At 44.8% G+C, this 26,034-nt stretch carries 28 protein-coding genes; 9 read left to right on the plus strand and 19 right to left on the minus strand.

Translation table 11 applies throughout. The annotated features are described in order from the left end of the window. Positions 1-51 precede the first annotated feature (51 nt). From F8C76_RS05440 to F8C76_RS05500, 13 genes are all read right to left on the minus strand, one after another. A complete protein-coding gene (locus F8C76_RS05440) occupies positions 52-765 on the minus strand; it encodes a response regulator transcription factor (protein ID WP_116217884.1) in 714 nt (237 codons plus the stop codon). Between the two features lie 9 nt (positions 766-774). Beyond that, positions 775-2,358, minus strand: a complete 1,584-nt coding sequence (locus F8C76_RS05445) for a sensor histidine kinase (RefSeq protein ID WP_129652616.1) — start codon at positions 2,356-2,358, stop codon at positions 775-777. Positions 2,359-2,428: 70 nt separating this feature from the next. Further along, on the minus strand, positions 2,429-3,019 hold the full coding sequence (gene coaE, locus F8C76_RS05450) for a dephospho-CoA kinase (protein ID WP_152130785.1): 591 nt from the start codon (positions 3,017-3,019) through the stop codon (positions 2,429-2,431). Continuing rightward, complete coding sequence (locus tag F8C76_RS05455; protein WP_152130786.1) at positions 3,016-3,933, minus strand: CdaR family protein; 918 nt, start codon at positions 3,931-3,933, stop codon at positions 3,016-3,018. Before F8C76_RS05455 ends, coaE begins: the two co-directional genes overlap by 4 nt. 42 nt (positions 3,934-3,975) lie before the next feature. Continuing rightward, complete coding sequence (locus F8C76_RS05460) at positions 3,976-4,983, minus strand: glycosyltransferase family 2 protein (RefSeq protein ID WP_152130787.1); 1,008 nt, start codon at positions 4,981-4,983, stop codon at positions 3,976-3,978. A gap of 116 nt (positions 4,984-5,099) precedes the next feature. After that, positions 5,100-5,912 carry an enoyl-ACP reductase FabI gene (locus F8C76_RS05465; RefSeq protein ID WP_129652620.1) on the minus strand — a complete coding sequence of 271 codons (813 nt, stop codon included), beginning with the start codon at positions 5,910-5,912 and terminating at the stop codon, positions 5,100-5,102. Positions 5,913-6,001: 89 nt separating this feature from the next. Next, positions 6,002-7,654 (minus strand): DNA repair protein RecN, encoded by a 1,653-nt coding sequence (gene recN, locus F8C76_RS05470; protein ID WP_152130788.1) that lies wholly within the window; start codon positions 7,652-7,654, stop codon positions 6,002-6,004. A gap of 46 nt (positions 7,655-7,700) precedes the next feature. Beyond that, complete coding sequence (gene porD, locus F8C76_RS05475; RefSeq protein WP_152130789.1) at positions 7,701-8,591, minus strand: type IX secretion system protein PorD; 891 nt, start codon at positions 8,589-8,591, stop codon at positions 7,701-7,703. After that, on the minus strand, positions 8,584-9,789 hold the full coding sequence (gene coaBC, locus F8C76_RS05480) for a bifunctional phosphopantothenoylcysteine decarboxylase/phosphopantothenate--cysteine ligase CoaBC (RefSeq protein ID WP_152130790.1): 1,206 nt from the start codon (positions 9,787-9,789) through the stop codon (positions 8,584-8,586). The genes porD and coaBC overlap by 8 nt, the downstream gene beginning before the upstream one ends. A gap of 3 nt (positions 9,790-9,792) precedes the next feature. After that, positions 9,793-10,119: a DNA-directed RNA polymerase subunit omega gene (locus tag F8C76_RS05485; RefSeq protein WP_116217893.1), complete on the minus strand. Its 327-nt coding sequence runs from the start codon at positions 10,117-10,119 to the stop codon at positions 9,793-9,795. Positions 10,120-10,142: 23 nt separating this feature from the next. Further along, on the minus strand, positions 10,143-10,979 hold the full coding sequence (locus F8C76_RS05490; protein ID WP_152130791.1) for an outer membrane protein assembly factor BamD: 837 nt from the start codon (positions 10,977-10,979) through the stop codon (positions 10,143-10,145). Between the two features lie 106 nt (positions 10,980-11,085). After that, entirely contained in the window at positions 11,086-11,976 is an 891-nt protein-coding gene (dapA, locus tag F8C76_RS05495; RefSeq protein ID WP_152130792.1) for a 4-hydroxy-tetrahydrodipicolinate synthase, read from the minus strand. Beyond that, positions 11,976-12,509 carry a DUF6913 domain-containing protein gene (locus F8C76_RS05500; RefSeq protein WP_116217896.1) on the minus strand — a complete coding sequence of 178 codons (534 nt, stop codon included), beginning with the start codon at positions 12,507-12,509 and terminating at the stop codon, positions 11,976-11,978. Before F8C76_RS05500 ends, dapA begins: the two co-directional genes overlap by 1 nt. A gap of 112 nt (positions 12,510-12,621) precedes the next feature. On the opposite strand from F8C76_RS05500, the gene F8C76_RS05505 reads away from it, so the two are divergent. From F8C76_RS05505 to F8C76_RS05515, 3 genes are all read left to right on the plus strand, one after another. Next, positions 12,622-13,338 (plus strand): 5'-nucleotidase C-terminal domain-containing protein, encoded by a 717-nt coding sequence (locus F8C76_RS05505; RefSeq protein ID WP_249042364.1) that lies wholly within the window; start codon positions 12,622-12,624, stop codon positions 13,336-13,338. Continuing rightward, positions 13,339-14,250, plus strand: coding sequence for a bifunctional metallophosphatase/5'-nucleotidase (locus F8C76_RS05510; RefSeq protein WP_152130794.1), 912 nt, complete (start codon positions 13,339-13,341; stop codon positions 14,248-14,250). It abuts the gene before it with no gap. Between the two features lie 216 nt (positions 14,251-14,466). Then, complete coding sequence (locus F8C76_RS05515; protein ID WP_152130795.1) at positions 14,467-15,936, plus strand: T9SS type A sorting domain-containing protein; 1,470 nt, start codon at positions 14,467-14,469, stop codon at positions 15,934-15,936. 55 nt (positions 15,937-15,991) lie between these two features. Here the strand turns inward: F8C76_RS05515 and F8C76_RS05520 are convergent, their stop codons facing one another. Genes F8C76_RS05520 through F8C76_RS05540 form a run of 5 tightly spaced genes read right to left on the minus strand, consistent with a single transcriptional unit; the run spans position 15,992 to position 20,251 of the window. Next, positions 15,992-16,285: a hypothetical protein gene (locus F8C76_RS05520; RefSeq protein ID WP_152130796.1), complete on the minus strand. Its 294-nt coding sequence runs from the start codon at positions 16,283-16,285 to the stop codon at positions 15,992-15,994. Then, positions 16,282-18,285, minus strand: a complete 2,004-nt coding sequence (ligA, locus tag F8C76_RS05525) for an NAD-dependent DNA ligase LigA (protein WP_152130797.1) — start codon at positions 18,283-18,285, stop codon at positions 16,282-16,284. The genes F8C76_RS05520 and ligA overlap by 4 nt, the downstream gene beginning before the upstream one ends. A 3-nt stretch (positions 18,286-18,288) precedes the next feature. Continuing rightward, positions 18,289-18,870, minus strand: a complete 582-nt coding sequence (locus F8C76_RS05530; RefSeq protein WP_152130798.1) for an LOG family protein — start codon at positions 18,868-18,870, stop codon at positions 18,289-18,291. Continuing rightward, on the minus strand, positions 18,867-19,766 hold the full coding sequence (gene prmC, locus F8C76_RS05535; RefSeq protein WP_152130799.1) for a peptide chain release factor N(5)-glutamine methyltransferase: 900 nt from the start codon (positions 19,764-19,766) through the stop codon (positions 18,867-18,869). The genes F8C76_RS05530 and prmC overlap by 4 nt, the downstream gene beginning before the upstream one ends. Then, positions 19,766-20,251 carry a GNAT family N-acetyltransferase gene (locus F8C76_RS05540; RefSeq protein WP_152130800.1) on the minus strand — a complete coding sequence of 162 codons (486 nt, stop codon included), beginning with the start codon at positions 20,249-20,251 and terminating at the stop codon, positions 19,766-19,768. Before F8C76_RS05540 ends, prmC begins: the two co-directional genes overlap by 1 nt. Positions 20,252-20,280: 29 nt before the next feature. Here F8C76_RS05540 and ribD point away from each other — a divergent pair, with 29 nt between their 5' ends. The 4 genes from ribD to F8C76_RS05560 are packed head-to-tail and all read left to right on the plus strand — an operon-like array spanning position 20,281 to position 23,400. Continuing rightward, positions 20,281-21,333, plus strand: coding sequence for a bifunctional diaminohydroxyphosphoribosylaminopyrimidine deaminase/5-amino-6-(5-phosphoribosylamino)uracil reductase RibD (gene ribD, locus F8C76_RS05545; protein WP_152130801.1), 1,053 nt, complete (start codon positions 20,281-20,283; stop codon positions 21,331-21,333). After that, positions 21,326-21,928, plus strand: a complete 603-nt coding sequence (locus F8C76_RS05550) for an HAD family hydrolase (protein WP_152130802.1) — start codon at positions 21,326-21,328, stop codon at positions 21,926-21,928. Before ribD ends, F8C76_RS05550 begins: the two co-directional genes overlap by 8 nt. Next, entirely contained in the window at positions 21,929-22,792 is an 864-nt protein-coding gene (locus F8C76_RS05555) for an EamA family transporter (RefSeq protein ID WP_152130803.1), read from the plus strand. It begins immediately after the preceding gene. Next, positions 22,792-23,400 carry an IMPACT family protein gene (locus F8C76_RS05560; RefSeq protein WP_152130804.1) on the plus strand — a complete coding sequence of 203 codons (609 nt, stop codon included), beginning with the start codon at positions 22,792-22,794 and terminating at the stop codon, positions 23,398-23,400. The genes F8C76_RS05555 and F8C76_RS05560 overlap by 1 nt, the downstream gene beginning before the upstream one ends. Positions 23,401-23,541: 141 nt before the next feature. On the opposite strand, the gene F8C76_RS05565 is transcribed toward F8C76_RS05560, so the two are convergent. After that, entirely contained in the window at positions 23,542-23,940 is a 399-nt protein-coding gene (locus F8C76_RS05565; protein ID WP_116217911.1) for an acyl-CoA thioesterase, read from the minus strand. A 202-nt stretch (positions 23,941-24,142) separates the two neighbouring features. On the opposite strand from F8C76_RS05565, the gene dnaA reads away from it, so the two are divergent. Both dnaA and F8C76_RS05575 read left to right on the plus strand, forming a co-directional pair. Continuing rightward, positions 24,143-25,567, plus strand: coding sequence for a chromosomal replication initiator protein DnaA (gene dnaA / locus F8C76_RS05570; RefSeq protein ID WP_116217912.1), 1,425 nt, complete (start codon positions 24,143-24,145; stop codon positions 25,565-25,567). Positions 25,568-25,580: 13 nt separating this feature from the next. Beyond that, entirely contained in the window at positions 25,581-26,033 is a 453-nt protein-coding gene (locus F8C76_RS05575) for a low molecular weight protein-tyrosine-phosphatase (RefSeq protein WP_152130805.1), read from the plus strand. The last annotated feature ends 1 nt before the right edge of the window (position 26,034 follow it).

Raw genomic sequence — 26,034 nt, forward strand, 5'->3', positions numbered from 1 at the left:
ACAAAAAAAGCCGCCCCAAGGGACGGCTTCACAGTATTTAAAAATTCTTTTCTATTGATTTTCAGCTTTGATGACCAATCTGAACCCTTCTCCATGAATGTTGAGGATTTCTACCGTATCATCACGTTTTAGATATTTTCTAAGCTTGGCGATATATACGTCCATACTTCGGGAAGTAAAATAATTATCGTCTCTCCAGATTTTGGTCAATGCCAATTCACGGGGCATCAAATCATTCTCATGCAAGGCCAGCAAACGCAATAGTTCATTTTCTTTGGGAGAGAGTTTAATAGGCTCTTCATCCTTGAATTTTAGAAACCGTAGTTTGGAATTCAAATGGAAGTTTCCAATTTGGAACTCAAATTGCTTGCTGTCCGCCAAAGTGCTGGATGCCTTTCTTTGAAGTATGGCTTTAAGTTTCATGAGCAACACCTCAGAATCGAAAGGTTTGTTCAGGTAATCGTCCGCACCGGCCTTATATCCCTTGAGCACATCTTCTTTCATGGTCTTGGCGGTAAGGAATATGATGGGAACGTTCTCGTTTTTTTCACGGATTTCCTTGGCAAGGGTAAATCCATCTTTATAAGGCATCATCACATCCAAGATACAGACGTCATAATTGTCCTTTTTAAATTTTTCAAAACCTTCCATTCCGTTTTTGGCCAGAACCACATCAAAGTCGTTCATGGACAAATAATCCTTTAGGACTATCCCAAAATTTGGGTCGTCCTCCACCAATAATATCTTCTTTTTTTCTGTTTCCATAGTTTGCTTTTAAATTAGTGGGAGTTTTATGAAGAAGGTGCTTCCTTTTCCTTTTTCACTTTCTGCATAAACCTCGCCTTGATGGTCGTCTGTTATTCTTTTTACATAGGCCAATCCCAATCCATGGCCCTTTACGTTATGTATGTCACCGGTATGTTCCCGGTAAAACTTCTCAAAAACCTTTTTAAGTACGGCCTTGCTCATCCCCGCCCCTTGGTCCTGTACCTTGATAATGATATTGTTTTTCACCACCTCGGTGTACACATCTATTTTAGGGGACTCCGGAGAGTATTTTATAGCATTGTCCAAAATGTTCACGATGACGTTGGTCATGTGCATGTCATTGGCCAAAATCTCCGATCTTTCCGCATCCAGATGGGCGTTCACGTAACCTCCCCTATCTTGGACTATCAATTCCACATGGGCAATGGCGTCACCAATAATGTCGTGCAAGTCTACCCTGTCCTTACTGATATCCAGCTGGTTTTTCTCCAATTTGGATATGCGCAAAACATTTTCCACTTGGGCGTGCATACGTTTGTTCTCGTCCCTGATCATCCCCAGATACCGCAACACTTTTTCCTTGTCCTCTATGATCTTTGGATTGCGAATGGCTTCCACGGCCAAGTTGATGGTGGCAATGGGAGTCTTGAACTCATGGGTCATATTGTTGATGAAATCCGATTTGATCTCAGATATCTGTTTTTGCTTTATCAACTGGTATATCGCACTGGAATACGCCACCAAAATCACCAAAGTGAATATCAAGGACAATAGCGCCATTCCCATAATGGAGCTGAATAGGAACTTATCCATCTTGGGGAACGTAAGCAATAAAGAAAAATTGGTAAACCCTTCGCTATCCTTAAAAATTGGGGCTTTGTACATCTTGGTCCCCGAAAACTTAAACTTTTTGGACCTGATCTTGGTAGGGTAGCCTTGACTATACACCCCATACTCATAATCAATGTCAATATTCCTATTTTTCAGCTCTTGACTCAACAGAAGTTCCAATTCTTGGTTGGACACTCTTTTATGGATGGGCCTGGTCTTTGCATATTCCATAAAAACATCCTCCCATGCCGCTTTGTCTATCTTGGAAAGTCCACCTATCTTTTCCGCCCTCTGAATAGGGGTCAAACTATAACTCTTTCCATCCAATCCATATTCTTCCTTGAATATGGCCTTGGTACGCTTGCTGGTATAGTTCCTAAACGTAGTGGTATCTTCCTCTCCGCCTATGTTATCAAAGAACGTAGATGTTATATTGTAATCTTCTTCAAGGATTCCGTGGGAATAAAAAAGAATCTCATCAGAGTTTAAATCCCGGTCCACGAACAAAAAATTCCTGAACTGGGTACTTTTGGGCTGACCAATACTATCCACAAGTGAAGCCAAACGATCGGAATAGTCTTTCATCTCCTTCATTTCCACCCTACTGGCCACTTTGTCCAATATATCCGTGACTGTCCTTGAAAATTGTTCTTCCTTGTCGTTTATGGATGTCCGTATCCAATACACTTGAACGAATATGATCCCCACCAGGGACATACTCATAAGAATGACGAGAAGAACGAATAGCTTCTTGTTCATTGGGTCAAAATTAAATATTTAACATTTAGGCCTTTGGCCGTTTAACCTAACCTTAACAAAAATGTTAAAATTATGAAGAGCTCAAGGTTACAAGTCTGGCGTGAAGTTCTCCAACCTTGTTCTTTGTAGTTTCCAAATCTGTGTTGACAATACAAAACTGGGCCAAGTCCACTTTTTGGGCATCATCCATTTGGTTTCCCATGCGGTCCAGTACTTGCTGTTCGGAGATTCCGTCCCGTTCCACGACCCGTTGTAATCTCGTATTCAACGGAGCAGTCACCAAAATAACAAAGTCATATTGATCTTGGGTGCCATTCTCAAAAATAAGTGCAGTTTCCTGAATGACATATGGTGCTTTCTGTATATCCGCCCAAGCCAAAAAATGTTTCCGGACCGCAGGGTGCACTATTCCGTTCAATTGCTCCAATAATTCGGGGTCATTAAAGACCTTTTGGGCAATGAACGATCTGTTGAGCGTATCTTCTTGGTATGCATCCTCCCCAAGTAGATTTATAATCTCTTCCTTCAATTTTTTTGAAGAGTGCATCAATTTTTTGGCCTCAACATCCGAATCATAGACCGGAACACCCAAATCCATGAACATCTGCGCCACCGTGCTTTTTCCACTTCCTATGCCTCCTGTAAGCCCTACTATCTTCATTCTTGCTCCAATACAAAGTTCACCGAGGGTTCCTGCAATTTAACATCGTAAACATTTTCGGGGCTTTTGCTCAGCTTAAGAAAGAGTATATTCTTATCTGCCCCATTCAGTTGTCCATAATCCGCAGTAACCCCAAAATCATTGAGGGATAGCTCTTTTAATCGGTCTACAGTAGCCTTACAAAGCACTGTCACCACATTGGGAAAGGTCTTTACCTGATATCCTTCGGGCAGATTGACTACCTGAACGGGAACCTCGAATACTTTCTCGGAAAACCGTACTACCTTTCCCGAGACGTTGACCCTTCCATTGGAGAAGATGGTATTGTCCAATCCCTTGGGAAAAACCAAAGGGACTTCCCTTGAAAAATCAGCGGATAGGTTTGCGAGTTGAACAGGTCCCGTCACAATGGACTTCAAAGTATCCACTTCAATTCCCGGCCCCTTGACCACCACATGGCTTGGCGTGATTTCCAATGCTCCATCCAAAATGTAGTTGGGTTGAAATTGAAGGTTTAAATCGGCTTTTACGGGCACTTCCCTGGACACTACCTGATAGAGGTCAACATTCAATTGACTCTGTCCCAAATCCATCAGTGAAATGTTTTGGGACAACTGTTGTTCTATCTGCTTTTTCAAGACTGCCTCTGTCAACACATATTTCCCATTCTGATAGGTCACTTGGGACACATCCAAATCGATACGTTTCTTGAAAAAATTAAAGTACAAAAACTGAAACCCGCTGGTCCTCAACTTGGCCTCCAGGGTATTTTCCGAATTCTTGCCCAACAAAAGTGTATCCGGAAGGTTCCTGTAGTTGATGGTAAAGTCGGCCCTGGATTCATAGGATTCGGATAGATTACTTAAAAACCAAGCCAAAAAAGAACACAGCAAAAACAGTGAAAACACTTTCACTTTTCTTTGATTGAGGCCGTGCAATAGTTTTTTGAACACTTCTTACTTCTTCTTAAAAAACAGCTTTGGAAACAGTTCTTCAGGTTCCTTCTTACTAAATGTAAGCAAGATTGTGGACTTGAAAAAACCTATTCCGTATCCTGTAAACTGTGTCAACGCCGCAAACAGGGCCAAAATGGCCACTTTTAGGTTCGCGTTCTTGAGCAAGGCATCAACAAACAGCACCAAAAAATAGAAGCCGTACAACACCAATGGCAGTAAAATGCCCATCAAGGCCAACACAAGGGACACACAGAGTCCCAACATAAAAAAAGTAGGGAACCAATAGGTTGGACGTGCAGTGCCCGGATGCCAAAGGTTTAAAATGGGCCGAACCATCCCAAACTTGTTCACTTGAATGTAGAATTTATTCCAGTCAATACGCCTTTTGTGGTACACATACGCATGGGGAAACAAACGGGTATCAAATCCCGCCTTCCAAATCCGAAAGGTCAAATCCGGGTCTTCTCCGGGATGGATACGTCCAAACCCTCCCGCTTTTTCAAAAGCTTCCTTGGAGATTCCCATATTGAAGCTACGCGGCTGAAACTTTCCCACGGACTTTTTCCCACCGCGGATACCCCCGGTTGTAAAAAAGGATGTCATTACATAGTTGATGGCCTTTTGTACCGTGGTAAACGATGCATCAGCAGCATCGGGACCACCAAAACAGTGTACAAATTCCCTCTCAAGCTCCTTATCCACTTCAGCGAGGTACTGCTTGGGCAAAATACAGTCCGAATCCAAGATGATATAGTAATTCCCCTTGGCCTTTTGCATACCAAAGTTACGGGAATCCCCTGGCCCGGAATTCGCTTTGTAGTAGTAGGAAATGGCAAGGTTATCCTGAAAAGTCTTTACCACATCCTCGGAACTGTCCGAAGAGCCATCCTCTACAATGACCACTTCAAAATCTTTCTGAAAAGTCTGCACGGAAAGACTTTCCAACAACTCCCGAATTTCGTCGGGCCTGTTGTAAACGGGAACCACTATGGAGAAAAGAGTGTTCATAAAAGTATTGATGTCAGTTCGAGCGCAGTCGAGAACGCTTTAAAAATCCTGAATACGTAATATACATCTCGACTGCGCTCGATGTGACAACCGAAAACCTCTTTGGTCTAGGTTAGTTACTTGGTAAATTCATCGATTACCTCTTGGCTTACGCCTGTATTGGAAAACCCGCCATCATGGAAGAGGTTCTGCATGGTCACTTTCTTGGTCAGATCAGAAAAAAGACTCACGGTATAATCGGCACAATCAGCAGCCGAGGCGTTGCCCAAAGGCGACATTTTTTCGGCATAATTGATAAAGCCATCAAATCCTTTTACCCCTTGGCCTGCAGTAGTGGGCGTAGGAGACTGTGAAATGGTGTTTACCCGTACTTTTTTCTCTTTTCCAAAGAAATAGCCAAAGCTTCTGGCCACCGATTCCAGATACGCCTTGTTGTCGGCCATATCATTATAATCAGGAAAAGTTCGTTGGGCTGCCATATAGGTAAGGGCCACGATACTGCCCCACTCGTTCATGGCATCGGCCTTATATAGGCTCTGCATTACTTTATGGAAGGAAAGTGCCGAAACATCCCAGCCCTTTGCGGTGAAATCATAGTTCTCATCAGTGTAGTGTTTTCCTTTTCGCACGTTTACGGACATTCCTATGGAATGCAGCACAAAGTCCAATTTTCCTCCTAAGATTTCCGTGGCCTTTTCCACAAGGTTGTTTAAATCTTCCTCATTGGTGGCATCGGCAGGAATGATCTCTGAATTGGTCTTCGCCGCCAATTCCTTGATCTGTCCCATCCGCATGGCAATCGGTGCATTGGTCAATACAAATGTACCGCCTTCCTCATGCACGCGTTCAGCCGTTTTCCAAGCGATGGAATTCTCATCCAAAGCTCCAAAAATAATTCCTCTTTTTCCTTTTAAAAGATTATACGCCATAGGTGTTTTGCTATTGTTGGTTCTGCGACAAAGATATTTATTCTATTTTGAAGTTTTGTGCTTTTTGGGCAAATGTATGGTCCATGCCCTTACTGTAAAAGCTGCCTTGCATGGGCCAAGGCCGATTCGGACAGGGACTTGCCTCCCAACATCTCGGCCAATTCCTGGACACGTTCGTCAACACTGAGCTTTTTCATTTGGGTACTGGTACTCCCCTCCTGCTCTTCCTTGAACACCTTGAATTGATGCTGGCCTTTGGAGGCCACTTGGGGCAAGTGGGTGATGGAGAATACCTGCATGGTCTTGCTCATCTGTTGCATGATCTCTCCCATTTTGTTTGAAATTTCCCCGGAAACGCCCGTATCAATTTCATCGAACATCATGGTGGGTAATTGTTCGTATGTGGCCAGAATGGACTTTATGGTGAGCATGATTCGGGACAACTCCCCTCCCGAAGCTACCTTTTTCAATTCTCCGTAGTTCGAACCCTTATTGGCTGAAAACAAAAAGACCAAATCGTCTTTGCCGTTTGTTTTGAAGGTATTAGTTGGATTTACCTCAATCTTAAAACTTGCCGAAGGCATGCCCAAAGCGGACAGGTTCTCCTGCAGCATATCTTTAAGTTGCGGAATGACCGATTGCCGGGCCTTGCTTATTTTTCCGGCCCAATCGTCTACTTGCTTGGTGATTTGCGAAACCTCGGCCCGTTTGGCGTCAATCTTTGCTTCAATATTGGCGACCGCTTCCACTTTTCGGGACAGTTCTTCCCGTATTGCGATAAGTTCATCCACGGTAGCCACATGATGCTTTTTCTGTAGATCGTACAACAGCTGCAATTGTCCATTCACCGTTTCCAGACGCTCTGGATTGGCCTCCACGGCATCCTTCATGCTTTCCAACTCCGAAGCAATATCATCCGTCTCAATTAGGACAGACTGTATTCTTTCGTTGAGGGATGCGTAGGCAGAACCAAAACTTGACAGGCTTTGAAACGCCCGTTTTAAATCGGCCAAACGTCCCAAAATTCCCAGCTGCTCCTCATTCAGAAGCTGGTATCCGGCCGCCAGTTGCTCCATGATCTGCTCCACATTGCTCAACTGCTCGTATTCGTCCTCCAGCTCTTCCTGCATTCCAGTTTTTAACTTGGCTGCTTCCAATTCTTGTAATAGAAAACTATTGTACTCGTGCTCCTTATCGGCATTGGATTGAAAATCCTCCAATTCCCGTAATTCTTTTGAAGCCTTTGTATGTTGGGCCAAATGGACCTTGTATTGTTGTAGATTTTCCGAGTTGGCCGCGAGTGCATCCACCACCTTTAATTGAAAGTCGTTTTCCGTTAAACGAAGGGTCTGGTGTTGGGAATGTACATCCACCAATCTATCGCCCAAGGCTTTGAGCACATCCAAAGTAACCGGGGTATCATTGACAAAAGCCCTTGACTTACCACTGAGCAAAATCTCCCTTCGAATGATGGTCCGGTCCTCATAGTCCAGATCATTTTCCGTAAAAAAGGGTTTTAACCCATATTTGGAGATGTCGAATTCTGCCTCAATCACACATTTCTGCTCCGTGTTTTTGAGCGAAGACAGATCGGCCCGTTTGCCCAAAACCAAGGAAAGCCCTCCCAACAAAATGGATTTTCCCGCCCCTGTCTCCCCTGTAATTGTGGTAAAACCATTGGAAAAGGTGACATTGACATCGTCAATCAAAGCATAGTTTTGGATGGAAAGATTTGCTAGCAAATTGGAAAATTTTCTCCGTAAAGATAATTGTCTTTGGAGAACTGCGCTAGTAATTTATTTCGTTCCAGGTATTGGAATAAAACGGGGCCACTTTGTTCAGGGTTTCCTTAAGCTTTACAATATCGATCTTAGGCCCATCGGAAAAGATATTTTGGATTTCCTCTGATTTAGCGTCAAAGAAGGTCTGGATCAAGAAGGCATTGGGTCGTCTTTTGATTAAAGTCTCGAACAAACGAAGACTCCCGGCGATCACCTGCTTTCCGGTGCTGTTGTTGTCCCCAAGGATATCCAACCCCTTTCTGTGGTAATTGTACATAGCAATGCGGTATTCCCGGAACGAATTGCTCAAAAGATTGTCCACCAATTCAAAACGGGTACGTTCCCCGGTTTCTTGGCTCCATCCACTATAGTTTGATCCTTGCGCCTGGGTAACAATGTTCTGGGCCCTACGGTAATGATCGCCACCACCTTCCAAAGAAAATGTATCAGCATCCAAGCCCAAGACCACATACACATAGTACGAGATAACCCCAACCAAATTGGAATCGAACACATTGGGATTATACACCAACGGTTGAAATTCTTGATACTGGAAATTAAAGGCATCGTCCTTGTAGTTAAAAACCGGACTTTCATAAGAGGTGTTGAACACCGGCCGTGAGGATTGTATTTGGATATTGGCCTCAAAACGATCGGATTCGTATTGGGTCACCGTAATAAACATACGCGCATTGACCCTTTCGTTTTCCCGATAGACCCTATTGGTCCACTTGGTATTGTTCACAAAATCATTCAATGAACGCTCCAGCGTCTTGAAAATCTGCTGATTGGTCTGACCCACTTGGTCCGAATTGACCGTGATCACGCAATTGAGCTCCTGTGCGGAAACCGCCAAAGAAACAAGTAGAAAAAAAGTGGACACTAGTATGTTACGCATGGATGGCTGCAATGATTTCTTCCCAAATATCCGAGGCCACTTCGGGCTTCGTCTTCAATCCAAACGTTTTTATCCCCAAATTCTTATCAATGAAGGTAATTTTATTGGTAGCTCCGCCAAAACCTGCTCCATCATCTTTAAGGGAGTTCAGTACAATGGCATCCAGATTCTTGCGTTGTAGTTTGCCTTTGGCGTTATCAAGTTCGTTTTCCGTCTCCAAGGCAAACCCGACCAAAAACTGATGGGTCTTGGCTTCTCCCAATGAAAGAAGTATATCTGGATTGCGCTCCAATTCAATATGCAAATCGCCTTCCTTCTTCTTCATTTTCTCCTTGGCCACATGTTTGGGTCGATAGTCGGCCACGGCCGCTGCACAAATGGCAATATCGGTTTTGGCATAATGCACATGGCAGGCATCGTACATTTCTTGGGCCGAAGTGACCCTCTTCAGTTCAATGGAGGGGTGCTCTACGGATAAGTTTGTAGGTCCGGAGACCAAAACCACCTTTGCACCTAAATCGGCCGCTTTTTTGGCCAGTTCAAAACCCATGGTCCCAGAAGAGCGGTTACTCAAAAAGCGAACAGGGTCCAAAGCTTCGTGCGTAGGTCCTGCTGTGATAAGTACTTTCTTTCCTTTCAAGGGCAATCCTTCCGTCAAATGGTCTTGAAGAAAGCTTACAATGTTTTCAGGTTCTGCCATGCGACCTTCGCCGTGTAATCCGCTGGCTAGTTCGCCGGATTCGGCCGGAATCAAAATATTACCAAATGACTCCAATTTTTCAATGGAAGCTTTCGTGGAAGGGTGTTGATACATGTCCAAATCCATGGCCGGAGCAAAATACACCGGACATTTTGCGGACAAATAGGTAGCCAAAAGCAGATTATCGCATACCCCATTGGCCATTTTGGAGAGGGTATTGGCCGTTGCAGGTGCTATGAGCATGATATCGGCCCACAGACCGAGTTCCACGTGATTGTTCCATGAGATACTGCCATCTTCCTCATTGACGAAATCGGTGAGCACCGGATTCTTGGACAAGGTGGACAGTGTAAGGGGAGAAACAAAAGAGCCGGCACTCTGGGTCATCACTATTTTGACCTGGGCACCAGCTTTTATCAATAACCTGACCAGAAATGTGGTCTTGTAGGCGGCAATTCCCCCGGTAACACCTAAAAGGATATTTTTACCGCCCAACATTTCTTAGGCGTCTTTCTCTGTATTTCTGTAGTAGATTTTGTCTTCCAACCACTCCAATACGGCCAAGGCGTGTGGTTTTGGCAATTTTTCGTAGAACTTGGAAACCTCAATCTGCTCCTTGTTCTCAAAAACCTCTTCTAAGCTATCGCTGTACGTGGCAAACTCTTCCAACTTTTCCAACAATTCCTTTTTGATCTCGGAATTGATCTGGATGGCACGTTTGGAAGCTATGGAAATGGCTTCGTAAATGTTCCCGGTCTTGTCATCGAACTCATTCCTGTTCAAGGTCACTGTGGAAACCGGGGCTTTTGTATTTTTCAAATCTTGCATATGCAACTGTTTTAAAAAACTATTTATTTGGAATCGGAAATAACGGTAAACGCGCTCAACTCCTTTTGAATCTTATCGGAAAGGTTGTCGGCCTTCTTTTTGAATTTCGATTCAGGATAGTAGCGCAATAGATTTTTATACGAATCAAGAGCTTCTCTAAGACGCTCCTCCTTTTTATTGTCTACACTGTTCAAGGCCAATGTGGCCGTAGCTTCGATACGATAGTACAATGCCTCTTCCCTATAAATGGAACCTGGATTGTCCGAAACAAAGTTATCCAATGCGGTAATCGCCGAAACCAATATGGAATAATCCCAAGCACCCAATTTATTGAACTGTTTGGCAATTTCCATCTGTTTCTTCTCTTTTTTGGAAGTCAACTCCTTGGCCATGGTATTGGCCTCTTCAAAGTGCTCCGATTCTGGATAGGTATTGATAAAGGTCTGCAGCTTGGCCAAGGCCTTATCCGTATCCGTCTGATCCAAGGAATAGGCCGGGGAAAGCATATAATAGCTTTTGGCTCCCATAAAACTGGCCTCTTGAAGTTTTTCGCTCTTGGGATACGATTTCATGAAACGTTCAAACTGATATCCAGAAAGATAATAATCCTTGTTCTGGAAGTAACTGTCGGCGAAAAAGAACATCACCCTTTCACCTTGTGGTCTTCCCACATACTTTGGGGCAATCTGCTCAAACAATCGAACAGCTCTTTTATAGTCGCCTTCCTCATAGAGTTTTTCGGCCATGTCATATTTGGTCTTTACGTCCTCATTTTTAAGCGCTTTTTGATACTCGCTACAGGACGAAAGAAAAACTATCGCAAACAGAAAAGGGAGAATGGACCTCATTTTCAAAAACATTTTGCAAAATTAGTGATAATGAACGGATTTAAAAAAAGAATTTGGTACCCAAAAGTAAGGGGTACCATGGCCACTCACCAAGGTTTTGGGCAAGTTTTAACTTTATTTAGGCATGTGCCGTGTCCAATGCCCGCAAAAAAGTACCGATTCTGTTCTTGAGCGAAGCCGTGGCATCCACCAAGGGCAAGCGTACCGTAGACCTACAAAGCCCAAGGCTTTCGAAGACACTTTTTATCCCGGCTGGGTTGCCTTCCTCAAAAATGAGTTGCATCAAAGGCAATAGGCTATGGTGTATTTGATAGGCCTCATCCACACTCTCTTCCAGCCCAAGGTTGATCATTTTGGAAAATTGACTGGGCAATCCCTGTCCCAAAACAGAGATTACTCCTGCACCACCCGCCAAAACCGTAGGAAGTGCCGTAAAATCATCCCCTGAAATCACCATAAAGGCCTCAGGCTTTCCTTTGATGATCTTATCAATCTGTACCATATCACCACAAGCTTCCTTGATGCCAATAATGTTGGGGACGTCATGCGCCAACCGCAATGTGGTTTCCGGCAACATATTGCTTCCTGTTCTGGAAGGTACATTGTATAGTATGATTGGTTTTGGGGAAGCCTTGGCTATAGCCTTGAAATGCTGATATATTCCTTCTTGCGTAGGTTTGTTGTAATACGGGGAAACGGACAGTATGGCATCAAAATCGGATAGGTCAAGAGTACTCAATTCTTCTGCAACAGCCGCGGTGTTGTTCCCTCCCACTCCCAATACCAAGGGTAATCTCCCAGCATTGGTGCGTACCACAACATCCATGGCCAAAAGTTTATCGGCCTTGGACAAGGTAGCGGATTCCCCCGTGGTCCCCATGACCACAAGATAATCTACCCCACCCTGGATATTGTGCTCCACAATCTGCTCCAAGGCGTTCACATCAACCGAAAAATCTTCTGTAAAGGGGGTTACCAAAGCAACGCCCGTTCCTACCAACTGTTCCATTACAATTCTTTTAGAACCTTCAAGTATTTTTTTAACTCTCCTTTGAACAACTCAAAATCCTTCAAAGGTGTACTTAAGATCAAATCATTGACTTTGGGATCCTGTGTTCCCAAACCTACTTTCAATCGGGCTTGGGCCTTTACGGACAACAACTTCATCATGAGGTTGTCTTCCTCGTAATAATTGATCAGCATATCATATTCCCTACCCAAAAACTCCAGAACGTAACCGTTCTCTATTTGTCCCTTCCATCCCAAATCCCTATCGGAATACATTTGAATGGCATAAGGGGAGCTTTTGTCGTACTCCCGTTTGTATCCAATGATCTTTATGGCATTGGGTTTTAGGGAATATTCACCGATCAACTCATAAAAGGCCTCTGCATTCTGGAAATTATCGGCATCCACTATACAGCCTATACTGGTAATTCCCTTTTCCCGGTTTACGGGAACAGGAGGTTTTTCCATTTCCTCCTTTAAATATTTAAGCCCTGATTTAACCTTAAATTTATCTTGGAGCCCCTTTATAAACATAATTTTATGCATTTTTACAAAGGTAAATATTCTACCAAGACTACATGACAAAGATACGCAGGTGAGTGTTTTAAAATTAAAACAGTTTGTTATATTTATAACATTATGTTCTGTGGTTTCCTGCAAAGAGGGGCCTCAGCAACTTTCAAAAATCGAGGGGAAACAGCTTCCCATCAATGCTTCATTGGAGGAAGTGGATTCCATTGCATCCTTTGTTGCGCCATTCAGGAACCGGATAAACGAAGTGCTGGACAGTACTCTGGCCTATGCCCCAAAACCCTTTTTGTTGGATGATGGCAAACGCAATACCTCCATGGGCAATCTCATGGCCGATATTGTTTTTGAGGAAACCGCGCCCATATTCAAATCCAGGACGGGAAATGATCTGGATTTTGTGGTCCTCAACTACGGCGGGGTCCGTTCCATAATTTCCGAAGGAAATGTGAGTGCCCGGAATGCCTATGAGGTCATGCCCTTTGAAAACAGGATTGCCATCGTGGAAATGAGCGGTTCGGCGGTTCGGGAACTTATTTCCTTTTTGATCAATGCCTCTCGAAGGCATCCTTTTTCAGGCATGCAGATCGTATTGGACAAAAAGGGCAGTTTGGAATCGGTGAACATCCAAGGAAAGCCCTTTGATGAAACCCGAAGCTATTTTGTGGGTACATCGGACTATCTGGTACAGGGTGGACCCAGTATTGGTTTTTTTAAGGACACTATTTCCACGACCGACGTAGATTACCTCCTCCGCAATGCCATAATTGACCACTTTAGAAAAGCGGACACCTTGAATGCCGTAGTTGATGATAGATTTATACAATTGGATTAAATGAAACGAAGGGACTTTATTACCAACACGGCAGCAGCATCCACTTTGGTGGGTATGGGCGGACTGGGGCTTAGCTCCTGCTCCAACCTCAGCGGAAAAAAAATCACCATTCTCCACACCAATGATGTACACAGTCATATTGACCCTTTCCCAAACTCGCACTCCCAATATCCCAACTTGGGCGGGGTGGCGCGAAGGGCAACTTTAGTGGAGCAGATACGTAATGAGAATCCCAATACCTTGCTTTTTGATGCCGGGGATATCTTTCAGGGCACCCCCTATTTCAATTTTTATGGGGGCGAGCTGGAGTTTAAACTGATGAGCAAGCTCAAGTACGACGCCGCTACCATTGGCAACCACGATTTTGACAATGGTGTGGACGGACTATTGGCCCAAATGCCCTACGCCTCGTTTGATATGCTATCGGCCAACTACGATTTTTCCAATACGGTCATGGATGGCTATGTAAGGCCTTACAAAACCTATATGGTGGATGGCATCAAAATTGGCGTATACGGCCTCGGCATTGCCTTGGACGGGCTGGTGACCAAACGTCTGTACAAAGAAACCCGGTATTTGGACCCGTTTGAAATGGCCTTGGACATGGAACGCCAACTCAAGGAAGAGGAACAGTGCGACCTCATCATCTGCCTATCACATTTGGGATATGATTATGAAAACCCTCAACGTCCTTCCGATACGCAACTGGCGCAACGCACCCGCCACACCCAATTGATTATTGGGGGACACACCCATACTTTTTTGGAAAAACCCGATGTTCGCATCAACCAAAATGGGGATTCCGTATTGGTGAACCAAGTAGGCTGTTATGGCCTGAATGTGGGCCGAATCGATTTTTATTTTGATGCCACGAAAAAGGCCACGGCTCAAGGAGTGAGTATTTCCGTTTAGGAGCACAATTGAAAATGGGCAACGAACAACACTGTCCTCATTCAACTTGACAATTGGACTTCAACTTACCAACCATACCTCGGATAAAACCCACAATTTATCCGATGAAATGCAGCTTTCCCATCGCTTCATATTGTTAACCTAAAAAAGTGGAACAAACCCTTTGTTTTTCGTTAAATTTTTAACATTTTAGAGGAATCACACAAACCATTATATATGAAAGAAAAGACTTTTACCCTACACCCCAGACATCTTTCCCTATCCCTACTCTTTAGCTTTCTTTTGACCTCATCCATTTCATTGGCGCAAAGCCAAAAGTCCCTTCCAGGACCAATTAGTCAATTGACGGTAAACAGTAATGGTGACATTGCCTGTGAAATCCATGCTACCGATGCCGCAGCGGCAACCCATCACAGTATTGGGAGCGCACGCTCCGGACTGCGGATGAACGGAAGCGTTAAATCCGCTTCAAACACCAAAAAATCCGCGACAGGTGCCAACATTATTGTGGACTATTACAATTTTGACCCTGCGCTGCCCGTGGAAGATTTTATCATTGCCGCCACAGCGTTCCAATCCGCAGTGAATGCATGGGCAAGCCTATTGTCCTCAGATATACCCATCTATGTGGCCGCTGTTTTTCAACCTTTGGATGAAGGCATTTTGGGCTCTGCAGGTCCTACCAGTGTTTTTGCCAACGCCCCGGGGCTGGAGCGAAACACATGGTACGGCAACGCCTTGGCCGATAAGCTATCCGGAGAGGACCTTTCTCCCGAAAGCTATGATATCATCGCCAACTTCAGTACAGTTTTTCCAAACTGGTATTATGGTACCGATGGGAATACCCCTGCAGGCATGTACGACTTTAAGTCCGTGGTGCTGCATGAACTGGGTCATGGACTGGGCTTCTTCGGTTCTTTGTATGTGGACAACGAAACCGGTGTTGGAGATTATGGATTTGGCATTCCCAATCCCATTTTCCCGGCCATTTATGACCGATTGGCCCATTCAGCCGACGGAAAATCCATCTTGAAGGAAAACAAATACGGGAATTTTACCACGGAACTGGGCGATATGCTCCTTTCCGGCCCTTTGACCGCCAAGGGACCTCGAATCAAGGGAACCACCCAAGGTAAAGGCGCCCAGGTGTTCACCATATTGGATTCCGATATTTTAGGTGGTGAAATTCCGGGGCTTACCGATATTTGGTTGCCCGGCTCAAGCTATTCGCACTTGGATTATTTCACCTACGCGGGCGGACCTAACGGACTTATGGTTCCGTTTTTGTCCACAGGAGCCTCTTTTGATGGTCCCGGCCCCATTGTTCTTTCCATTTTTGATGACATAGGATGGAACGGTAAGGTGAACCGTGAAATCATGGAAAGTCCCAACGCTCAGGATGATGGAGGAGATGACCCTTCGGCCGGAGCTGATAATGTAGTGGCCGTGTATCCCAATCCTTTTTCAAGCAACATCAATATTACCTTATTGGAGGGACGGTCTATTAAAAAGGCCATCCTTACCGATGGTGGAGGCTATAAATACACGGTTCCCAAAGGGAAAATTGGCAGTGGACAGCAGACCACTTTAGACCTATCCAGTTCCAGAGGGCCTGCCGGACTGTACTTTCTTCAATTGACGTATGATGACAATTCCAGCGAAGTCGTGAAACTGTTCAAACAGTGACAATACCACCTAAATAGTATAGAAAATGCCGACTAAAAGTCGGCATTTTTATTGTTTACAGATTGGCTTCTACCAATATCCGGAGTTCCTCTTCCAAACCATATCGGGGAAAAGATTGGCCCGCTTGAGAGTACCAATATTTGGCATTCCAATCGTCGCCCTCTTTTCTATGGAGGTACGCATGGATCCAACTACCCATAGGGGTATGAAGGTCCTGCGCAATATCATGCGAAGTCTCCCAATCGCCACAGGCATCATACCAAAGGGCCTGAAGGGCCAAGGGCCATGTTTCCAAAGGCTTGCCCTGTGCTAAGGTTTTTTGAAATGACGGATAGTTTTCAGGGATCATGCGCTTACTTTTTCCATAAATTCTTGCTCCGAAATGATAGGTACGCCCAAACTCTCGGCCTTGGTCTTCTTGCTGGGTCCCATATTGTCGCCCGCAACCACAAAACTGGTCTTGGATGAAATGGATGAAGCCACCTTTCCCCCATTGTCCTCAATGAGTTTTTTGAGTTCATCCCGACTGATGTTTTCAAAAACACCGGACACTACAAAAGTCTGCCCCTTCAACTTGTCGGTTTGATTTTCCAGTTGCTCTTCGGACAATGAAAACTGCAATCCGTAGGATTTCAATCGTTCCACAAGGGCCACATTGGTGGGTTCCGCAAAGAAACGAATCACGCTTTCAGCGATTCGCTCTCCTATTTCGTCCACAGCGACCAATTCCTCTTGGGTGGCCACCATTAAAGCATCGACATTCTTATAGGCCTTGGCCAGTTTTTTGGCAACGGTCTCCCCGACATATCGGATTCCCAGAGCGAACAAAACCCTTTCAAAAGGAATGGATTTTGATGCCGCTACGCCATTCACCAGATTTTCTGCAGATTTTTCCGCCATTCGCTCCAAGGGCACCACTTGCTCCTTGGTCAGTATATATAGGTCGGCATAATTGGCAATCAGTCCTTCCTTGAACAACAATTCCACCGTTTCGCTGCCCATGCCTTCAATGTCCATGGCCTTCCGGGAGATAAAATGTTGGATCCTTCCCGTTATCTGGGTGGGGCAACCGGTGTCGTTGGGGCAAAAGTGTTGCGCCTCTCCTTCTTTCCTGATCAGCTCGGTGCCACATTCCGGGCAATGGGTAATGTATTCCGTGGGTTTTGAATCGGCCGAACGCTTCAAGAAATCCACTCCTACGATCTTCGGGATGATTTCCCCTCCTTTTTCCACAAAAACGGTATCCCCCTCACGGACATCTAACTTGGCAATCTGGTCCGCATTATGCAAGGAAGCCCGTTTTACTGTGGTCCCGGCCAACAGTACAGGTTCTAGATTGGCCACTGGAGTAATAGCTCCGGTACGCCCCACTTGGTAGGTGATTTCATTGAGCACGGTGGACACCTGTTCCGCCTTGAATTTGTAAGCCATGGCCCAACGCGGGGATTTCGCGGTATAGCCCAATTCCTCTTGATTTTGGATACTGTTTACCTTGATCACCACTCCATCGGTTTCGTAGGGTAGACTATGGCGGTGGGTGTCCCAATAGTCCACAAACTGCATCACTTCCTGGGTAGATTTGCACAACTTGGCCACGGTAGGCACCTTAAAACCCCATTGTCTTGCTTTTTCCAATACTTCAAATTGGGTCTTGATGCCCAAATTATTTCCAGTAATGCTATACAACAGACACTCCAAAGGACGTTGGGCCACCAAGGCACTGTCTTGCAGTTTAAGGCTTCCCGAAGCGGTATTCCTTGGGTTCATATAAGGGTCTTCCCCCGCTTCAACCCGCTCTTGGTTCATTTTGGCAAAACCTTCAAGAGTGAGAATGATTTCACCTCGGATGTCAAATTTTTGAGGGTAGTCCCCTTTTAATTGCAAAGGAACGGATTTGATGGTCTTGATGTTCGTGGTGACCTCATCGCCTTGAAAACCATCTCCCCGGGTCACCGCCCGTACCAATCGTCCATCCTCATAGGTGAGGCTTATGGAAGCGCCATCATATTTCAGCTCACAGGTGAATTCAACCTGCACATCACCCAAAATACGTTGGATGCGCTTTTCCCAATCCTCCAGATCTTCCTTGGAATACGAATTGTCCAACGAATACATCCGATGCTCATGCACTACCGTCTCAAAGTTCTTGGTCACCGCTCCCCCAACCCGCAATGACGGGGATGTTGGGTCATGGAACTCGGGATGCTCTTCTTCCAGTTTTTGGAGTTCCTTGAGTTTCATGTCAAACTCAAAATCCGAAATGGAAGGTTGGTCCAACACATAATATTTATAGTTATGCTCCCGGAGCTCATCCCTTAGGGATGCAATTTTTTGTTCGATGCTGCTCATCTGCTATATCTGATCTTTTTTAATCCATTTTGGGGTTGCTGTAGGCTGGTATGCCCTCATCTGGTCCAGAAGTCCTTCAGAAGTTGTATCCACTAAAAGCATATCCCTATTTTCTTGTTTCAATAGTCCTGTGGCCACCATGCCATCCAAAAATTCCAACAGCTTGGTATAATACCCATTGATATTCAAAATTCCGATAGGCTTGGTGTGCAGGCCCAACTGTGCCCACGTGATCATCTCGAACAATTCTTCAAGGGTACCAAACCCACCGGGCAGGGCAATGGTACCCTCCGAAAGTTCGTGCATTTTCATTTTCCGCTCCTGCATGCTGTCTACTACGATCAACTCGGTAATCCCGTCATGGAAAATTTCCTTGGACCGCAGGAAATCGGGAATCACACCAATAACCTTTCCTTGATGATCCAGCGCCCCGTTGGCCACCTGCCCCATAAGGCCTACTTTGGCCCCGCCATAAACCAAGGTCATATGTTCATGGGCCAATAACGTACCCAATGCATACGACTCACGGACAATGGTTGTATCATTTCCATTACTACTACCGCAAAAAACCGAAATACTTTTCATGGATTGGGATTCGCCTTGATCATCCTATCATTGCCAAAGATGTCCTTTCGGAGTTCAATTTCCGAAAAATTATGGGCTTTCAAAAGGGACTGGGTTTCTGCTCCCAAATATTGATTGATTTCCAGATACAAACTCCCTTTTTTGGTAAGTCTTCTGTTAGCAAAACGGGCAATGGCCCTATAAAACAGCAAAGGGTCTTCATCCGGAACAAAGAGTGCCAAATGGGGTTCGTGGTCGGCTACATTTTTCTTTATCTCCTTTTTTTCCAACTCCCTGACATAAGGTGGATTGGAAACGATGATATCAAAATTAAGTTCAAGATCAAGTCTAGGGTCAAGAATGCTTTGTTTCATAAAGGTAACGTCCACGGAATTGGCTTCGGCATTCTTGCGAGCTACGTCTAGGGCTTTTTCGGAAATATCCAAAGCGTAGACCTTTACAGTGGGGATGTATTTGGCCAAGGCTATGGCAATACAACCGCTTCCTGTGCCAATATCCAGTATTCTTATTTCTGATGTCCGATGTTCGTTTTCTGACATCTGATATCCGATGTCGGATGTCTGACTTTTCACATCATCCATAATCCATTGTACGAGTTCCTCGGTTTCGGGTCGGGGAATGAGCACATCTTCATTGACGGTAAACTCCATGTCCATGAAATGGGCCGTGCCCAAAATATACTGCAGAGGTCGTTCTTGCTTCAGTTGTGTCAAAGCTTCAAACAGGGGCTGCTCTTCTTCCTTGTTCACCGTGGTGTTGGGTTTCACCACCAACACAAACCGTTCCAATCCCAAGTAATGTTCAATACATCGGTAGAAGAATGCATCCACTTCCTCTTTGGGATAGACACCATCCAATTCCTTATGAAAAATGGTCTTGATTTCTTGGAGCAGCATTACAGTTTTTTTAGCATCCACACCGGACAGGAATAATGCCCTGTATTGCCCATGGGGGCATCAATATATTCGAAACCGCTGCGTTGGTAAAGTTTTTGGGCCGATTCCATGTAAGGCATGGTCTCCAAATAGCAAGCCTCAAAACCATAGGTCTTGGCCTTATCCAAGCATACCTTAATCATCTGCGCGCCAAGTCCCTTTCCCCTGGCTTCTTCCAAAAAGTACATTTTTTGAAGCTCGCACACGTTTCCATCATAGTTATCCAAAGGTGCAATTCCAGCACAGCCAATGATACGCCCATCATATTCCACAACAAAGTAATTGGCTTTGGGCATATCATAGGCGGCATACATATCATCCAAAGCCTTGTCGGCATAGGCGGTCCCAACTTTGGGCACGCCCAAATCCTCCAAAACCTTGCGAACCACTTGGGCTACCTGCGCATTGTCTTCCAGAGTGATCTCACGGATTACCGCATCCTTCATATTGCGTTTTATTGTTCTATTTTTGTTGGGTGAAGATACACCAAAAATACATCCTTCGAGGCATAGAACTGGGCAAAAAGGGACTGGGAACCACTGCTCCGAACCCCATGGTGGGTTGTGTTATCGTGCATGAAGGGAAGATTATTGGTGAAGGATACACAAGTCCGTATGGCGGCCCCCATGCAGAGGTGAATGCCATCCGTTCGGTACAGGATAAAAGCCTTCTTGCCAAAGCGACTTTATATGTAACCTTGGAGCCTTGTTCCCATTATGGAAAAACCCCTCCCTGCGCCGATTTGATTGTTCAACATGCTATTCCCGAGGTGGTCATCGGAATCAAAGACCCCCATGACAAGGTGGCCGGAAAAGGCATCCAAAAGTTGGAAGCTGCGGGATGCAAGGTCACGGTTGGGGTTTTGGAGGAAGAATGTCGTGTGCATCTCAAGCGCTTTTTGACCTTTCAGGAGAAAAAACGCCCCTACATTATATTAAAGTGGGCAGAGACCCAAGATGGTTTCATCGCCCCGGACCCAAAATTAAGGAAGAGCAACCCGGAACCGTTTTGGATCACCAACCCCTATTCCAAACAAATGGTACACCAGTGGCGCAGCCAAGAGCAGGCTATTTTGGTGGGGACCCAAACCGTATTGGAGGACAATCCAAAACTGACCACCCGTGATTGGGCCGGGAAAAACCCGGTGAGGGTGGTTTTGGACAGGGATTTGAAAATTCCGAAGGGTTTTCATGTGCTGGACCCAACGGTGAAGACCCTAGTCCTGACCCAAGTCCATGATGCCACCCGCTATTTGGAGGGCATTGTTTATGAAACCGTCGATTTTTCGAAGACGATTGCCACACAAATCTGTACTGTACTTCATCAACATGCCATAACCAGCATGATCATTGAAGGTGGTTCGCGTACCCTTCAAACCTTTATTGATGAAAACTTATGGGACGAGGCACGGGTCTTTACGGGAACATCCGTTTTTGGAAGTGGGGTCCCCGCACCAAAACTTCATGGAAAACCAATTAGTGAACAGTCCATTTTAACCGATACCTTATCCATCTTTACAAATGATTAAAAACATTATACTTGATTTTGGGGATGTGTTCATCAATCTGGACAAACCTGCCACGGCTCGGGAAATGATAAAATATGGTTTTTCGGGCGTTACCCCAGAATTGAGCCTCTTGTTTTCGGCTTACGAAAAGGGAGCCTTGGATTCCCAGAAATTTCTAGATCAAGTTTCAGGCTATTTCCCCGAAGCCAAGGAAGACAACCTAATCCAGGCATGGAATGCCATTTTAAAGGATTTTCCCGATGAGCGACTTACCTTTCTGGAACAATTGGCCGAAGAAAACCAACACCGCCTTTTCCTTTTGAGCAATACCAATGACCTACATATAGAATGTGTGAAAGAGCAAATGGGAATGGAAAAATTCAACCGGTTCAAGGAGGTATTTGAAGTGTTCTACCTGTCCTATGAAATGGGAATGAGCAAACCTGATGCGGAGATATTTGAGTTCGTCTTGGAGCAAAACGGTTTAAATCCGTCCGAGACCTTGTTTGTGGACGACACCAAGGAGAATACCGATGTGGCGGCCGAGCTCGGTATCCAGACTTGGAACCTTTTGGTGGGCCATGAAGATATCACCCAACTTAAACGCTACCTATAAATGATGGACCTGGCCCTAAGTATTCTGAGTTCCACCCTAATTTTTGTGGCCTTTAAATTGTTCGATGTGTACAAGGTCCAGACACTTTATGCCATCATCACCAATTATATAGTGGCCTGTATCGTTGGACTTTTCCTTTACGAAGGAGATGTAGAACCATCTAAAATTATCGAAGCATCTTGGTTTTGGGGCCCCATGCTCTTGGGCGTTCTTTTTATCACAGTTTTCAACCTTATGGCCAAAACCGCCCAGGTTGCCGGGGTATCTGTGGCTTCTGTGGCCACCAAAATGTCATTGGTCATTCCCGTATTGTTCGGGGTACTCTTTTATCAGGAGCATCTGTCCGCATGGCAGATAGTTGGAATTCTGCTGGCCCTTGTGGCTGTTTATATGGCTTCGTTAAAGGAGCAGCATATCACCATCCATAAAAGAGACCTGATATTGCCCGCTTTGGTTTTCTTGGGTTCAGGGATTATTGATACGAGCATTAAATATTTTGAGGAACAGCATCTGACCTCACAAGAAATCCCACTTTTCTCTTCCATGGTCTTCGGTTGTGCCGCATTGACCGGATTGGTCTTTATTGGCGTAAAATCCGTTAAAAATCCACTACGGGTCAACCTTAAAAACATTTTGGGTGGGATAGCACTGGGGGTACCCAACTACTTTTCCATTTTCTTTTTGATTCGTGCCTTGCGCTCAGAAATGCTGGAAAGCGCCGCCCTGTTCACGCTGAACAACGTGGCCATCGTCATGTTTTCCACCCTTGTGGGGATACTGATGTTCAAGGAAAAGCTTAGCATGAAGAACTGGGGCGGTGTGGTTTTGGCCGTATTGAGCATAATCCTTGTAGCTTTGTTCTAATGGAAGACGACCGGTACAAAACCATAGCAAGACCTTCATCCGAGGTTCTTTTCAAGGACCGGAAAAGCAAATTCTTCGCACAAGCCTTCCCTATCCAATCCGAGGATGAGGTAAAACCTATTGTTGAGGAACTTCGAAAAAAACACCATACTGCCAACCATGTATGCTATGCATGGCAATTGGGCGAGAAAGAACATTCCTATCGCGCCAATGATGATGGCGAGCCCAACAATTCTGCCGGAATGCCCATTTATGGGCAGATACAGTCCTTTGATGTGACCAATGTACTGGTCACGGTGACTCGAATTTTTGGGGGAACCAAATTAGGCGTTGGCGGTTTGATCCAAGCCTACCGTGCCGCAGCGCAAATGGCGCTTGAAGATTCCAAAATCATCGAAAAGACCCTGGCCACCAAATTCCAATTGCGATTTGGGTACCCTGAAATGGACAAGGTCATGCGGGGTATCAAGCAAAGAGGTTTGGATATAGTTTCCCAAAAAATGGAGATGGACTGCGAACTTATCATCTCGGTACGGGAAAGTGAAGCGGAACAAACGCAACAGTTTTTTGAGGAGATGCAGCATGTACGTATCAAGAAAATGGGATAAGGAACCACAGTTAAGTACAAACTCAAATGCAAGTTCATTTGTGGCAATTCGTGTCAAAAATAGTTGAGCCGTATTCTAAATTCTTCGCTTGTACGGCCATAACTTCCTTACACCTTATAAATACCAAGTAAAATAGAAGAATCAACTTTCCAGTTTTTCCAAAATATACTCCGGACATTTAATGGGTCGGTTGGTCTTTTTATCCATAAAGGCCAACACGGTATGTGCCGTGGCCAAAAGTTCCTTGGCTTCGTTATATATCTTATAATCGAACTCTATTTTGACCAAAGGCTTTTTGGTCAATGAGGTTTCCACGGTGATCAAATCATCATAAAGCGCAGATTTTTTATAGTCTATCTGCAAAGAAATTACGGGTAACATGACCCCATTCTCCTCCATGCTTCGGTAGGTTATTCCTAAGGCCCTTAACCATTCCACCCGACCCATTTCAAGGTATTGTGCATAATTGCCATGGTAAACTACCCCCATTTGGTCGGTTTCTCCATAACGAACCCGAAAAGAATGCGAATTTAACCTCATATTGTAACTGAAAAATTATATATTAGAGACTTGGTTAACATTTGGGCAACATGCGAAAAAAAAACAAAATATTCAATGAGCGATTCATTTTTTTTTTAAAAGATTTGTTCACATATTTGTCGCATCCATTGGGCATCTAAGTACCCCTAGATGTTACATCTAAAAGTGTTATTGCTAACCAACAAAAACAAGGAAAAACTTCATGAGTGTTACTGCTAATTCCGTATGGAACAACTGTTTGGCTTTTATCGAAGATAATATCCAACCGCAGGCATTCAAAACGTGGTTTGAGCCCATCAAGCCCATTAAGCTGACTGACAAAGCACTGAGTATTCAGGTTCCCAGCAAGTTTTTTTACGAGTGGTTGGAAGAGCATTACGTGAAGCTTTTAAAGGTGGCCTTGACCCGTGAACTGGGTAGCAACGCAAAACTGATTTACATTATCAAAATGGAAAACAAGTACGGGAACAAAGAACCGTTCACCGAACAGATTCCAAGTTCCAACCGTACCGCTGTCGCACCCCAAGAATTGGACGTGCCCATTACCTCCAAAAGTCCCGAGTTGAAAAACCCGTTCGTTATTCCCGGGATACGGAACATAAAAATAGAATCCCAACTAAACCCCAATTACAATTTCGAGAATTTCCTGGAAGGTGATTCCAACCGATTGGCAAGATCGGCAGGGATGGCCGTGGCCAATAAGCCGGGTGGAACTTCTTTCAATCCTCTCTTGGTGTTTGGCGGTGTTGGTTTGGGAAAAACCCACTTGGCACATGCCATTGGGGTAGAGATAAAGGACAAGTATCCCGAAAAAACGGTGCTCTATATCTCTGCGGAGAAGTTCACCCAACAATATATCGAATCCGTAAAAAAGAATACCCGAAACGATTTCATCCATTTCTACCAATTGATAGACGTACTCATTATTGATGATGTACAGTTCCTATCCGGTAAATCTGGTACCCAGGATGTGTTCTTCCACATATTCAACCATTTGCACCAGAACGGAAAGCAGGTCATCCTGACTTCGGACAAGGCGCCTGTTGATATGCAGGATATAGAACAGCGATTGCTGTCCCGTTTCAAATGGGGACTTTCCGCCGAATTGCAGAGTCCGGATTACGAAACCCGTATTTCCATTTTAAAGAATAAGCTGTACCGTGACGGTGTTGAGATGCCCGATGACATTATCGATCATGTGGCCAAGAACATCAAAACCAATATTCGCGAATTGGAAGGCGCCATTATTTCACTGATAGCACAATCCTCTTTCAACAAGCGTGAAGTGACCTTGGAACTGGCCCAGCAAGTTGTGGAGAAGTTCGTGAAGAACACCAAACGTGAAGTTTCCATAGACTACATCCAAAAAGTGGTTTCCGACTATTTTGAAATGGATGTGGCCACCCTTCAATCCAAAACCAGAAAACGCCACATTGTCCAAGCCAGACAATTGGCCATGTTCTTTGCCAAAAAGTTCACCAAGGCCTCTTTGGCCAGTATCGGTTCACAAATTGGAAAACGAGATCACGCCACCGTATTGCACGCTTGCAAAACTGTGGACAACCTAGCTGAAACCGACAAGCAGTTCCGAAAGTATATCGAAGACCTGAACAAAAAGTTCTCTTAACCTCCAGTACATAATGAAAACCAAGGTATTGATGGTCTGCTTGGGCAACATTTGCAGATCACCGTTGGCCGAAGGCATTTTAAAATCTAAGGTGGATTCCAACAAGGTATTTGTGGATTCCGCCGGAACGGCCGGTTACCATGTTGGCAATGCCCCGGACCAAAGATCCATTGATGTGGCGCGAAAGCATGGGCTTGATATTGGATTCCAGAAATGCAGACGGTTTTCAGAAATGGATTTCACGGAGTTCGATTGGATCTATGTCATGGACCGAAGCAATCTGTCCAATGTGATGGATCTGGCCAAAAACACGGAAGAAATCAACAAAGTGAAATTGCTCTTGGATGAGGTCAATCTGGGCATTAAGGAGGTACCCGACCCTTATTATGGAGGTGTGGGTGGTTTTGAGGATGTATATCAAATGATCGATATGGCTTGTGAGGCTATCGCAAAAAAACTAAATTAAA

The sequence above is a fragment of the Flagellimonas olearia genome (assembly GCF_009184425.1).
Classification (GTDB): Bacteria; Bacteroidota; Bacteroidia; order Flavobacteriales; family Flavobacteriaceae; genus Flagellimonas; species Flagellimonas olearia.

Excerpts from the sequence above, each read along its gene's own strand:
- F8C76_RS05440 (WP_116217884.1), bottom strand. The coding sequence starts at position 765 with ATGGAAACAGAAAAAAAGAAGATATTATTGGTGGAGGACGACCCAAAT.
- F8C76_RS05445 (WP_129652616.1), bottom strand. The coding sequence starts at position 2,358 with ATGAACAAGAAGCTATTCGTTCTTCTCGTCATTCTTATGAGTATGTCC.
- coaE (WP_152130785.1), bottom strand. The coding sequence starts at position 3,019 with ATGAAGATAGTAGGGCTTACAGGAGGCATAGGAAGTGGAAAAAGCACG.
- F8C76_RS05460 (WP_152130787.1), bottom strand. The coding sequence starts at position 4,983 with ATGAACACTCTTTTCTCCATAGTGGTTCCCGTTTACAACAGGCCCGAC.
- F8C76_RS05465 (WP_129652620.1), bottom strand. The coding sequence starts at position 5,912 with ATGGCGTATAATCTTTTAAAAGGAAAAAGAGGAATTATTTTTGGAGCT.
- porD (WP_152130789.1), bottom strand. The coding sequence starts at position 8,591 with ATGCGTAACATACTAGTGTCCACTTTTTTTCTACTTGTTTCTTTGGCG.
- coaBC (WP_152130790.1), bottom strand. The coding sequence starts at position 9,789 with ATGTTGGGCGGTAAAAATATCCTTTTAGGTGTTACCGGGGGAATTGCC.
- F8C76_RS05485 (WP_116217893.1), bottom strand. The coding sequence starts at position 10,119 with ATGCAAGATTTGAAAAATACAAAAGCCCCGGTTTCCACAGTGACCTTG.
- F8C76_RS05490 (WP_152130791.1), bottom strand. The coding sequence starts at position 10,979 with ATGTTTTTGAAAATGAGGTCCATTCTCCCTTTTCTGTTTGCGATAGTT.
- dapA (WP_152130792.1), bottom strand. The coding sequence starts at position 11,976 with ATGGAACAGTTGGTAGGAACGGGCGTTGCTTTGGTAACCCCCTTTACA.
- F8C76_RS05500 (WP_116217896.1), bottom strand. The coding sequence starts at position 12,509 with ATGTTTATAAAGGGGCTCCAAGATAAATTTAAGGTTAAATCAGGGCTT.
- F8C76_RS05510 (WP_152130794.1), top strand. The coding sequence starts at position 13,339 with ATGAAACGAAGGGACTTTATTACCAACACGGCAGCAGCATCCACTTTG.
- F8C76_RS05515 (WP_152130795.1), top strand. The coding sequence starts at position 14,467 with ATGAAAGAAAAGACTTTTACCCTACACCCCAGACATCTTTCCCTATCC.
- F8C76_RS05520 (WP_152130796.1), bottom strand. The coding sequence starts at position 16,285 with ATGATCCCTGAAAACTATCCGTCATTTCAAAAAACCTTAGCACAGGGC.
- ligA (WP_152130797.1), bottom strand. The coding sequence starts at position 18,285 with ATGAGCAGCATCGAACAAAAAATTGCATCCCTAAGGGATGAGCTCCGG.
- F8C76_RS05530 (WP_152130798.1), bottom strand. The coding sequence starts at position 18,870 with ATGAAAAGTATTTCGGTTTTTTGCGGTAGTAGTAATGGAAATGATACA.
- prmC (WP_152130799.1), bottom strand. The coding sequence starts at position 19,766 with ATGCTGCTCCAAGAAATCAAGACCATTTTTCATAAGGAATTGGATGGT.
- F8C76_RS05540 (WP_152130800.1), bottom strand. The coding sequence starts at position 20,251 with ATGAAGGATGCGGTAATCCGTGAGATCACTCTGGAAGACAATGCGCAG.
- F8C76_RS05550 (WP_152130802.1), top strand. The coding sequence starts at position 21,326 with ATGATTAAAAACATTATACTTGATTTTGGGGATGTGTTCATCAATCTG.
- F8C76_RS05555 (WP_152130803.1), top strand. The coding sequence starts at position 21,929 with ATGATGGACCTGGCCCTAAGTATTCTGAGTTCCACCCTAATTTTTGTG.
- F8C76_RS05560 (WP_152130804.1), top strand. The coding sequence starts at position 22,792 with ATGGAAGACGACCGGTACAAAACCATAGCAAGACCTTCATCCGAGGTT.
- F8C76_RS05565 (WP_116217911.1), bottom strand. The coding sequence starts at position 23,940 with ATGAGGTTAAATTCGCATTCTTTTCGGGTTCGTTATGGAGAAACCGAC.
- dnaA (WP_116217912.1), top strand. The coding sequence starts at position 24,143 with ATGAGTGTTACTGCTAATTCCGTATGGAACAACTGTTTGGCTTTTATC.
- F8C76_RS05575 (WP_152130805.1), top strand. The coding sequence starts at position 25,581 with ATGAAAACCAAGGTATTGATGGTCTGCTTGGGCAACATTTGCAGATCA.